The organism is Actinomyces polynesiensis, assembly GCF_000820725.1.
Classification (GTDB): domain Bacteria; phylum Actinomycetota; class Actinomycetes; order Actinomycetales; family Actinomycetaceae; genus Pauljensenia; species Pauljensenia polynesiensis.
The window spans coordinates 19,013-29,075 of the sequence record NZ_CCXH01000246.1 but is presented as its reverse complement, the minus strand read 5'-3'; the positions used below and the strand labels follow the sequence as shown (position 1 = coordinate 29,075).

Here is a 10,063-nt window from a genome sequence, read left to right as displayed (position 1 = left end):
CGATCTCGTCGAGCTCGCGGCGTGGGATCGGACGCCAGGCACCGCGCGCCGCCTGCATGGCCAGGGCGATGTTCTCGCGGACCGTGAGCTCGGAGATGATCCCCTCCTTCTTGCGGTCCTCGGTGGAGTAGGCGATGCCCTTCTTCAGGGCGACCAGCGGCGTGGAGAGCTTGGTGCGTGTGCCGTCGACGTCGACGGTCCCCGAGTCAGCGGTGTCGGCGCCGGACAGGAGTCGCGCCGCCTCCGTCCGTCCGGACCCCAGGAGACCCGCGAAGCCGACGATCTCCCCCTCGCGGATGTCGAGGTCGAAGGGCTCGACCGCATTCCTGCGCCCGAGTCCGCGTGCGGAGAGGACGGTGCCGGCGCCCTCTTCGGGCTCGGCGGCCTCCTGGGCGTCCTCGGCGATGTCGTCGAGGACCTCGATGGCGTGGCCCACCATCTTCGCGACGAGGTCGCGGCGGGGCAGGTCGGCGGTCATGTACTCGCCGATCAGACGTCCGTTGCGGAGGACGGTCATGCGGTCGGAGATCTCGTAGACCTGCTCCAGGAAGTGCGACACGAAGAGGATCGCCACTCCCTGGTCGCGCAGCCCCCTGATGACCTCGAAGAGCTCGGCCGCCTCGTCCTTGTCCAGCGACGAGGTCGGCTCGTCCAGGATCAGCACCCGGGCCTCCCCGACCAGGGCACGGGCGATCGCGCACAGCTACTGGACCGCGATGGTGTGCGAGGACAGCTGGGAGCGCGGGTCGATGTCGAGGCGGAGGCGGGCGAGGTTCTCCGAGGCGATGCGTCGGGTCTCGCGCCAGTCGATGAAGGGGCCCCGACGGACCTCGTGCCCGAGCATGACGTTCTCCGCGACCGTCATGTTGGGGCAGAGGTTCACCTCCTGGTAGACGGTCGCGATGCCCGCGGCCTCGGAGTCCCCGGGGCCGGAGGAGGAGTAGGGCCTGCCCCCCACCTCAATGCTCCCCGCCGCCAGGGCGTTCACTCCGGTGAGGGCCTTGATGAGGGTGGACTTCCCGGCACCGTTCTCCCCCATCAGGGCGTGGACCTCACCGGGGAACAGACGGAAGTCGACTCCGTCGAGGGCCCTGACACCGGGGAAGGTCACGGTGATCCCCGACATCCGGACGACAGGGTCGCCGGCGTCATCCTGACTGGTTGTGGACATCTCGTCGCTTCTCTCGTGATGCGTCGGGCGCACCTGTGCCGCCCACCCACGCGGTGGTGGGCGGCACAGGAGGGGTCAGTGGAGCGGACCCACGCCGATCAGTACGGACGGGCGTCGACGAACTCCTGGGTGATCGTCTGGTCGAACGCCTGGTCCTGCACGACGGTCTGTGCGGGGACCTGCTCGCCGGCCGCGATCTTCTTGATGAGATCGGCGAGCTGGTCACCGAAGATCGGGTTGCACTCGACGACGTAGTTGAACTTCTTGTCGACGAGCGCCTGCAGGCCGTCCTTGACGGCGTCGATGGTGACGATCTTGATGTCGGTGCCCGGGGTCTTCCCAGCCGCCTCGATCGCCTCGATCGCCCCGAGACCCATGTCGTCGTTGTGGGAGAAGACCAGGTCCAAGTCCGGGTACGCCTGCAGGGCGGCCTCCATGGCCGTCTTGCCCTCGGCCCGGGTGAAGTTGCCCGAGGCCTTGCCGAGGATGTTCTCGGCGCCGACCTCCGCGTCGAAGGCCGCCTCACGGTCGATCTGCGGTCCCGAGCCCATGGTGCCCTGCAGCTCGAAGATCTTGGCGTCGGGGTAGTTCTCGGCGACCCACTCGCCCGCCATCTTGCCCTCGGTGGCCATGTCGGAACCGATGTGGGTGACGTAGGCGTCCTCCACCGTCGTGCTCACCGAGCGGTCGACCAGGATGACGGGGATGCCCGCGTCCTTGATCTCCTGGAGCACCTCGTCCCACCCGGTCTCGATGACGGGGGAGAAGGCGATGACGTCGACGTCCTGGGCGATGAAGTCACGCAGTGCCTTGATCTGGTTCTCCTGCTTCTGCTGGGCATCGACGAAGGTCAGGTCGATGCCGTTCTCCTCGGTCAGGCTGGCCTTCACGGACTCGGTGTTGGCCGTGCGCCACCCGGACTCGGCGCCGAGCTGTGAGTAGCCGACCCTGACGAGGTCGTCGGATCCGGCGGCGGCACCGCCGGACTCGTCACCGGAGGTGGACCCGCCGCCCCCGCATGCCGCGAGGGAGACGATGGCGAGCCCGGCCGCTGCCGCAGTGGCAGCGCGTCGGAAACGGTTGCGGACTGACAGGTGTTCCTCCTTGAACGGTGCCGACGCTCCGTCGGCGGATGCGGATGTCGGGCACTCGTCGTCACGCCCTCGTGACCTGCCCCACACCACTAGGTTAACGCTCACACTGCGGACCCGGGTCTCCTTCCCGTCACGATCAAGTCACGATCCCGGCCCCGGCACGCAGGCACCGTGGACCGGCGGGCGGCCTAGAGTCCCTCGGCGAGACGGTAGTAGGCCTGGTTCCAACGCACCTCGTCGTCGAAGGAACGGCGCGTCGTCGAGGAGTCGATGACCAGCAGCTCCATGCGGGCGATGCGCGCGAACATCTCCCACACCTCGGGGCCGATCTGCGTCGACATGGCCGTGTGGTGGGCTCCCCCGGCCGTCAGCCAGGCCTCCACCGAGGTGTGGAGGTCCGGTTCGGGCCTCCACATGGCGCGGGCGACGGGCAGTCGCGGCATCTCGTGGGGCGGCTCGATGACCTCCACGACGTTGGCCGTCAACCGGAACCGGTCGCGCATGTCCGCCAGTGAGACGACGATCCCCGCGCGGGCATCGGCATTGAACACCATGCGCACCGGGTCCTCACGGTCACCGATCCCCAGCGGGTGGATCTCGATGCGCGGGGTGGTGGAGGTGAGGGAGGGACAGACCTCGAGCATGTGCGCGCCCAGGATCATCTCCTCCCCCTCCACGAGGTTGTAGGTGTAGTCCTCCATGAGGGACGCGCCACCGGGCAACCCCTCCCCCATCACCTTGGCCGCACGCACGAGGATCGCCGTCTTCCAGTCGCCCTCCGCGCCGAACCCGTAGCCGTCCTCGGTCAGGCGCTGCACCGCGAGCCCGGGGAGCTGGCGCAGTCCGCCCAGGTCCTCGAAGTTCGTGGTGAAGGCGGTGGCGCCGCGGTCCTCGAGGAAACCCCTCAGGGCCACCTCCTGCCGGGCCGCCCCACGCAGTGACGCGTGCCGGTCGCCACCCCTGCGCAGTTCGGGGGTCACGTCGTAGCGCTCCTCGTACTCGCGTACGAGGGCGTCCACCGCCGTCTCCCCCACGTCCTCCACCGCCGCGACGAGGTCGTTGACGGCCCAGGTGTTCACCGAGACGCCCAGACGGCGCTCGGCCTCGGTCTTGTCGCCCTCCGTGACCGCGACGTTGCGCATGTTGTCCCCGAAGCGCACCACCCTCATCGCATGGGTGGCGGCCCACCCGGCACTGGCCCGCACCCAGTCCGCCACCCTGCGCCGGACGCCTGGGGTGGAGGCGTGTCCGACCACGGTCGTGCGCGCCACACCCAGGCGGGTGAGGACGTAGGCGTACTCGCGGTCCCCGTGCGCCGCCTGGTTGAGGTTCATGAAGTCCATGTCGATGGTCTCCCAGGGGATCTCCACCCCTGCCTGCGTCGCCAGGTGCAGGATCGGCTTCGAGAGGACCTCCATCCCGCGGATCCACATCTTGGCGGGACTGAAGGTGTGCATCCAGGCGATCACGCCGAGCACCGAGTCGTCGGAGGAGCCGTCGAGCATGGCCCGACGGATCGAGTCGGACTCCTTGAGGACCGGCTTCCACACGAGCGGCGCCGGGATGATCCCCGACCCGTTGAGCAGTCGCACCACCTCCTGGGACTGCTCGGCGACCTCCCGGAGGGTCTCCTCACCGTACAGGTCCTGGCTGCCGGTGAGGAACCACACCTCGCGGCCCTCGTAGAAGCTGTCCATCACTTGTCCTCCTTGTCCTGGATCGCGCCCGCAGCGGCATCGGTGCCGTGCTGGCCGTAGACGTGCTGGTAGCGCTCGTAGAGGTGGTCGACCTGCTCGCGTGGGATGGGGATCGGTTCACCCAGCTGTCGGGCGATGTGCACGGTCCTCGCGACCTCCTCCACCATGACCGCCGCCTTCACCGCGGCCCGTGCGTCGGCTCCGATGGTGAAGGGTCCGTGGTTCTGCATGAGCACGGCGGGGCTGCGTGAGGCACGCAGGGTGTCGACGATGCCCCGACCGATCGAGTCGTCCCCGATCAGGGCGAACGGCCCCACGGGGACATCCCCGCCGAACTCGTCCCCCATCATCGTCAGCACGCAGGGGATCGCCTCCCCCCGCGCCGCCCAGGCCGTCGCGTACGTCGAGTGGGTGTGGACCACACCCCCCACCTCGGGCATGTGCCGGTAGACGTAGGCGTGGGCCGCCGTGTCGGAGGAGGGCGCCCCCTCGCCGAGGACGAGGTCACCGTCGAAGTCGCACACGACCATCGCCTCCGCGGTCAGGGCGTCGTAGGGGACACCGGAGGGCTTGATGACGAACAGGTCCGCGGAACCGTCGGGAACGGGCCCTCTCACGCGCTGGGAGACGTTGCCGGCGGTCCACACGACCAGCCCCCATCGGGGGAGCTCGGCGTGCAGACGCGCGACCTCCTCCCTGGTGTCGGCCACGCGCGCGGCCAGTGCGGCGTCCCAGGTGTCCGGATCGGTGTGGGTCGGCATCTCGGCTCTCCTCGGTGTCACGGGCCCACGCCGGCGGGCGGGCGCAGCAGGGGCGGGGGCGCGGCGACCGCTCTGTCACCCGTCCACCGCCCGCCATCGGGTTAACGCTAACATGTGGCGACGCCCCGGGGAGGGCGTTCCACGTCGGTCATCCGCGCGCGACGTGCCCCCCACGCACCGCGGGCGATGTCGCCCCCGGCCCCGACCCCCCGGTGACGGCCGTTCCCTCCCGGGACTTCCCCGGCCGCGCCGTGGAGGCGCGCAGGACGAGCTGGGCCGGCAGGAGGACGGGACCGCGACGTGACTCGCCCTCGATGACGTCCACCAGTGTCTCGACGACCTTGTCCCCCAGCCGGCGGAAGTCCTGGCGGACCGTGGTGAGCCTGGGGCGGAAGTACTCCGTGGCGGGGGCATCGTCGAAACCGACCACGGAGACGTCCCCGGGCACGGTGAGCCCCGCCTCGCAGAGGGCGTTGACGACACCGAGGGCCAGGTTGTCGTTGGCCGCGAAGACGGCGGTGGGCACTCCCTCCGCCATCAGCTCCCGTCCGGCCTCGTAGCCGGTGGAAGCCTCCCACCCGCCCCCTCTCGGCTCCCGGACGGGCAGGCCGTGGGCCTCCATCACCGCCCGCCACCCGGACTCACGCATCTGCGCCTCGAACCAGTTCTCGGGGCCCCGCACGTGGGCGATGTCGGTGTGCCCCAGCCCGATCAGGTGCTCGACCGCCTGACGGGCACCGCCCACCTGGTCGACGCTCACCGGCAGGACGTCCGTCGCCGCGCCCAGGGATGCAGCGGTGACCGCCACCACTGGCACGGGCACGATGAGGCCCGAGAGGTCGACGGCGACCTCCTCGACCGGTGCCATGATGACGATGCCCTCCACGGCCAGGCCCAGGAAGTGGTCGAGGACGGCGTTGACCGACTCCGGGGCGAAGTCCTCCAGCGGCGCCACCACCGTGAGGTACCCGGCCTCCCGCGCCGCCAGCTCGATGGAGAGGAGGATCGTCGAGGGCCCGTAGTGGGCGGACGTGGTGGTCAGCACCCCGATGATGCCGGACCTGCGTGTCACCAGCGCGCGGGCAACCGAGTTGCGGCGGTACCCCAGGTCCGAGATCGCCTGGAGGACCCGCTCCCGGGTGGAGTCGGCCACCTTGCCGCTCCCGTTGAGCACGCGGGAGACGGTCTGGTGGGAGACTCCCGCTGCGGCGGCGACGTCCATCATGGCGGGAGGACGGTCTCCCCGGGGGTGCTTGGGCATGTCTCCTGTGCTCCTTCTGTTCCGGTGACCAAGGATCCCACGGGTCGTGGGGACCCCCGCCACCCCGGCCGCGGGGCGGGCAACCCGACGCCCCCGCCCCGCTCCCCACCCGTGAGCTGCATGCCCTTCGACGTGACCGCCACTCACCGGAGCACCGGTTGCGCGTCCGGTTCGCCCTCGCCACACTCCGAGTCTCCAAGTTAACGCTCACACCCGAGGGTGTGGCGCGTTCACATGTCTCAGTTGGGTAACGGCAGACGGGCCACTCGCCGTACCCCGCACCCCTCTCGGCGATGCGGGGGACACGTTCCGCTCCGCGCGGTCCCTCCCGTGTCCCCCGAGGTTCCCGTCGGGTCCGGCGTGCCGCGCGGGTGGCTTCACCCCTCTGGGCCCGACCTCGTTGCACCGGGTTCGACCGGCGTGGTGCCCCTTCCGGAGGACGCACCCGGGTGGCCCGCCACCCGGCGACAGGGGGCCACCCTCCGCTACTGTGTCGCCATGTCACACAAGGGCCGTGTGGAATGGGTGGACGTCGCCAAGGGCGTGGCCATCGTCCTCGTGGTCCTCTACCACTCCACCCTCTTCCTCGACCGGGCGGGGCTCGCGTCGTTCTGGGCGGTGCTCAACCCGGCGCTCGAGACGTTCCGGATGCCCCTGTTCATCTTCACCGCCGGCTACTTCGCTCCGCGCGCCATCAGCCTTCCCTTCATGGGAATGGTCCGGCGCAGGGGATGGCAGCTCCTGTGGGTGTACGTGCTGTGGTCGGTGGTCTACGTCCTGGCCGTGCAGGTCCTCCCATGGTCCTGGGCGGGCGGGGATCGTCCACCCCTCTCGGGTGCCTGGTCGATGCTGTGGGTCCCGAACGCCTCGATGTGGTTCCTCTACGCGCTCCTGCTGTACTCCGTGGGGGCCTGGGCACTCCGGCGGCTTCCCGTGTGGGCGCAGATGCTCCTGGCCGCGGCGCTCTCGGTGGTCGCAGGCTCCGGATGGCTGCCCGTCGATGACGTGACCTGGCGGAAGATCGCCATGCACTTCGTGTTCTTCCTGCTCGCCCTCCACTTCGGGGGACGGGCCGACGCCCTGCGCCCCAGTCGGTGGCTGTGGCTGCTCGTGCCGCTCTTCGTCGCACTCAACCTCGCTGCCGTCTACCTGGGCCTGCTGCGGGTCCCCGGCCTGCGCCTCGTCCTGAGCCTGTACGCGATCACCATCGGGGTGATGTGCTCCAAGGCCCTGGTCACTACGCGGCTCAGCAGCGCGATGACGTACCTGGGCGCCCACACCCTCCCGATCTACGTCCTGCACTACTACCCGATCTTCCTGATGGTCGCCGCCCTCCACTCCCGGAGCGGCTGGGCGGAGCCGTTCGCGCCGGTGCTGCCGCCCGTGGTCGCCGGCCTCGCCGTCCTCGTGGTCCTGGGCGTCCACCTCTTCCTGCGCCGAATCCCCTGGCTGTGGAAGGCGCCGCCACTGCCCTCCCCCCGGCGCACACGTGCGGCGTCGGCCTGAGCCCGCGCGGAGGTTCCCTGCGTCCGGGGACCCCACCGACGAGGGCGGGACCGCTGTGCACCTCCGCACCGGCGACGTGACCGAGGGCCGACGGAGAGGGCGGCGAGGGATCAGTTCCCCTGCGGGTGCACGGACGACCCGCGCTGCTGGACCACCAGGTCGGTGAGCCGACGGACCCGGTCCTGGAGCTCGGCGACCTGGCCGCGGGTGGCCGCATGCTCCTCGGCCTCCTCGGCGGAGACGCCGCTGACGATCCAGCTCGCCAGGGTCGCGGTCACGACGCCGAGCACGGCGATGCCCCCGATCATCAGGGCCACGGCGACGACCCGGCCGGTCGTCGTGGCGGGGCTGAGGTCGCCGTAGCCCACCGTGGTGACGGTGACGAATGCCCACCACAGTGCCTTGGGGAAGTCAGTGATCGAGGCACCTGCGGCATGACGTTCGGCATTGAGGACCGCGAGCGCGGCCACCCGGATGACCGGCACCGCAGAACCGCCGGTGTAGGTGGCGATCTTGCCTCTCAGGGAATGACCGGCGGTCCGCAGCAGCACTGTCACCAGGGCGACAAGCCGGAGGAGCCGCAGCGGGCGGAGGACCGGCAGGGCAACGCTGGCGACGTCGAGCAGGTGGTGCCGGAACCATTCACCCCGGTCCTCGGCAAGGGTCAGCCGGACGACCACGTCGATGGCGAAGAGCACCCAGGCGGTGTTCATCACTGCCTCGGCCGCGGCTCGCGGTGTGCCGGACAGCTCTGCGATGACCTCCCAGCTGTAGTCGACCAGGAAGGCGCATGCAGCGCCCGTGAGGACCCATTCCGTCGATGACTGCCAACGCTCCAGCCGTGTCTCCATGACCCACATCATCGCGTGGTCGGGACGCGCAGCCACAGCCACGATGAGCTCTCTTCGACACAGCGGGCGCCGGTCCGACACGGTGCGCACCGCTCGAGGCCCGGGGAGCACGCCACCGTCGGGCAGGAACACTCCCTGTCGGCGTTCCTGCCCTGTTCCTGTTCGGGGTCGGAGGAGGGGCGAGCGGCATCATTGGCGGCGCCTGTCGCGCGGGGCCCCGCTCCGGACCTCTCCGCACCAGGGCAACGAAAACCCCGGGACTCCAGTGGAGTCCCGGGGTGTCTCGTGGAGATGGGGGGGAATCGAACCCCCGTCCGACGGCCGGCCCCGAGGTCTTCTCCGGGCACAGTCTGCAAGCTATTTCTCGGCCCCCGACGTCATGCAGACATGCCTGCCGGATGGGCTCAGTCAACTGAGTGTCGAAGCCGACCCGCTGACGAGGTCGACGACCAGTGGCTCCCTGAATGACGCCAGGATCCGGGCTGGGAGCACCACCCGGGCTGACGGACTAAAGGTTCAGACTGCTATCAGGCAGCAAGAACGTAGTCGGTGCGATTCTGTTCGGCACCTATTGGTTTGCACGCATCGTTCACGAGCTGAGCGCGCGTCCTCGACCCGCTTCCCCTCGATCGACGACCGCCGTCGAAACCGATCATCCCCTATTGAGTTCTTCAACCCACCACCACCGGTCACCCGCTGGTGGACACCCCATGATACGCGCCGCGAGCACGCGGGGCAATGGCCCACGGGCGCCGGTGGGGAATGGAGATGGAGGGGAATCGAACCCCCGTCCGACGCACAACCCGGGTCCGACGGCTCTCCTCGTCGAACGGTGGACTTCTCACCGAACGGAGGCACTGTGCCGCCACCGCTCGGTAAGAAGTCCACCTCTCGGCAAGAAGCCCACCTCTCGACACAGTCCCACGGCCCGACGCAAGATCCTCGCCTCCGCACCGACCCCAAGGGTCACCGCCGGAGGCCCCCGGTGAGGCGACCCACAGCACGAATGTGACCCACAGCGCCAAGGGGCCCGACGAAGGCACGGTGACCCCACCCCCCGGAAGCATCAGGGGTGGACCTGTCGGACAGGACGACCAGATCCCCTCAGTGCCGCGCCTGCTTGGTGTAGCGGCGCATGGCACGCTCGGCCTCGCGCCGGTCCTGTGCCTCGCGCAGCGTCTGGCGCTTGTCCCACTCCTGCTTGCCGCGCGCCAGGGCCACCTCGACCTTGGCCCGCCCACCCAGGAAGTAGAGCTCCAGCGGCACGATGGTGTAACCCTTGGCGTTGACCTTCTGCTCCATCCGGCGGATCTCCGTACCGTGCAGCAGCAGCTTGCGCTTGCGTGTGGGGGTGTGGTTGTTCCAGGACCCCTGGGAGTACATCGGGATGTTGGCGCCGTACAACCACGCCTCACCGTCCTTGGCCTCCACCCACGCGTCCACGAGGGATGCGCGTCCCATCCGCAGGGCCTTGACCTCGGTCCCGGTGAGGACCAGACCCGCCTCCCAGCGTTCCTCGACCTCGTAGTCGTGCAGCGCCTTCTTGTTGCGTGCGACGGTCTTCCTGGCGTCCGAGGCGGCCTTGCGCTTCTCCGCCTCGGTCTCCTTGGGCTGCTTCCATGCCTTGGGCATCGTGTTCCCTCCCTCCGGGGGTGTCGACGAGGGCGCCCCGTGACGCTCGCTGAGGTGCCGACCCGGTCCCGGGCCACGGGGCGGGGTGGG

9 protein-coding genes and 1 other RNA gene are annotated in these 10,063 nt (G+C 69.8%); 1 reads left to right on the top strand and 9 read right to left on the bottom strand.

The features are described from left to right. From TA90_RS15225 to TA90_RS10700, 6 genes are all read right to left on the bottom strand, one after another. Nucleotides 1-664, bottom strand: a 664-nt coding sequence (locus TA90_RS15225) for an ATP-binding cassette domain-containing protein (RefSeq protein ID WP_197067890.1), incomplete at its 3' end; no start/stop codon positions are given. 39 nt (nt 665-703) lie between these two features. Further along, nucleotides 704-1,171, bottom strand: a complete 468-nt coding sequence (locus tag TA90_RS15220; protein ID WP_197067889.1) for an ATP-binding cassette domain-containing protein — start codon at nt 1,169-1,171, stop codon at nt 704-706. A 98-nt stretch (nt 1,172-1,269) separates the two neighbouring features. Further along, a complete protein-coding gene (locus TA90_RS10715) occupies nt 1,270-2,370 on the bottom strand; it encodes an ABC transporter substrate-binding protein (protein WP_197067888.1) in 1,101 nt (366 codons plus the stop codon). 83 nt (nt 2,371-2,453) lie between these two features. After that, nucleotides 2,454-3,962, bottom strand: coding sequence for an L-arabinose isomerase (gene araA / locus TA90_RS10710; protein ID WP_043536328.1), 1,509 nt, complete (start codon nt 3,960-3,962; stop codon nt 2,454-2,456). Then, nucleotides 3,962-4,723 carry an L-ribulose-5-phosphate 4-epimerase gene (locus TA90_RS10705; RefSeq protein WP_043536326.1) on the bottom strand — a complete coding sequence of 254 codons (762 nt, stop codon included), beginning with the start codon at nt 4,721-4,723 and terminating at the stop codon, nt 3,962-3,964. Before TA90_RS10705 ends, araA begins: the two co-directional genes overlap by 1 nt. Before the next feature lie 148 nt (nt 4,724-4,871). Then, nucleotides 4,872-5,984: a LacI family DNA-binding transcriptional regulator gene (locus tag TA90_RS10700; RefSeq protein ID WP_074015380.1), complete on the bottom strand. Its 1,113-nt coding sequence runs from the start codon at nt 5,982-5,984 to the stop codon at nt 4,872-4,874. Between the two features lie 498 nt (nt 5,985-6,482). Between TA90_RS10700 and TA90_RS13350 the strand changes: the two genes are divergently transcribed. Next, nucleotides 6,483-7,490 carry an acyltransferase family protein gene (locus TA90_RS13350; RefSeq protein WP_187120135.1) on the top strand — a complete coding sequence of 336 codons (1,008 nt, stop codon included), beginning with the start codon at nt 6,483-6,485 and terminating at the stop codon, nt 7,488-7,490. A gap of 110 nt (nt 7,491-7,600) precedes the next feature. Here the strand turns inward: TA90_RS13350 and TA90_RS10690 are convergent, their stop codons facing one another. The 3 genes from TA90_RS10690 to smpB form a co-directional block, all read right to left on the bottom strand. Next, nucleotides 7,601-8,341 carry a potassium channel family protein gene (locus TA90_RS10690; RefSeq protein WP_231550728.1) on the bottom strand — a complete coding sequence of 247 codons (741 nt, stop codon included), beginning with the start codon at nt 8,339-8,341 and terminating at the stop codon, nt 7,601-7,603. Nucleotides 8,342-8,624: 283 nt separating this feature from the next. Further along, nucleotides 8,625-9,001: a transfer-messenger RNA gene (ssrA, locus tag TA90_RS13940) on the bottom strand. A 444-nt stretch (nt 9,002-9,445) separates the two neighbouring features. Continuing rightward, complete coding sequence (gene smpB / locus TA90_RS10685; RefSeq protein WP_043536324.1) at nt 9,446-9,973, bottom strand: SsrA-binding protein SmpB; 528 nt, start codon at nt 9,971-9,973, stop codon at nt 9,446-9,448. Between the last annotated feature and the right edge of the window lie 90 nt (nt 9,974-10,063).

Bases quoted from the DNA above. Each gene is read 5' to 3' on its own strand.
- TA90_RS10690 (WP_231550728.1), bottom strand. From the start codon at position 8,341: ATGGAGACACGGCTGGAGCGTTGGCAGTCATCGACGGAATGGGTCCTC.
- TA90_RS13350 (WP_187120135.1), top strand. From the start codon at position 6,483: ATGTCACACAAGGGCCGTGTGGAATGGGTGGACGTCGCCAAGGGCGTG.
- araA (WP_043536328.1), bottom strand. From the start codon at position 3,962: ATGGACAGCTTCTACGAGGGCCGCGAGGTGTGGTTCCTCACCGGCAGC.
- smpB (WP_043536324.1), bottom strand. From the start codon at position 9,973: ATGCCCAAGGCATGGAAGCAGCCCAAGGAGACCGAGGCGGAGAAGCGC.
- TA90_RS15220 (WP_197067889.1), bottom strand. From the start codon at position 1,171: ATGTCCACAACCAGTCAGGATGACGCCGGCGACCCTGTCGTCCGGATG.
- TA90_RS10705 (WP_043536326.1), bottom strand. From the start codon at position 4,723: ATGCCGACCCACACCGATCCGGACACCTGGGACGCCGCACTGGCCGCG.
- TA90_RS10700 (WP_074015380.1), bottom strand. From the start codon at position 5,984: ATGCCCAAGCACCCCCGGGGAGACCGTCCTCCCGCCATGATGGACGTC.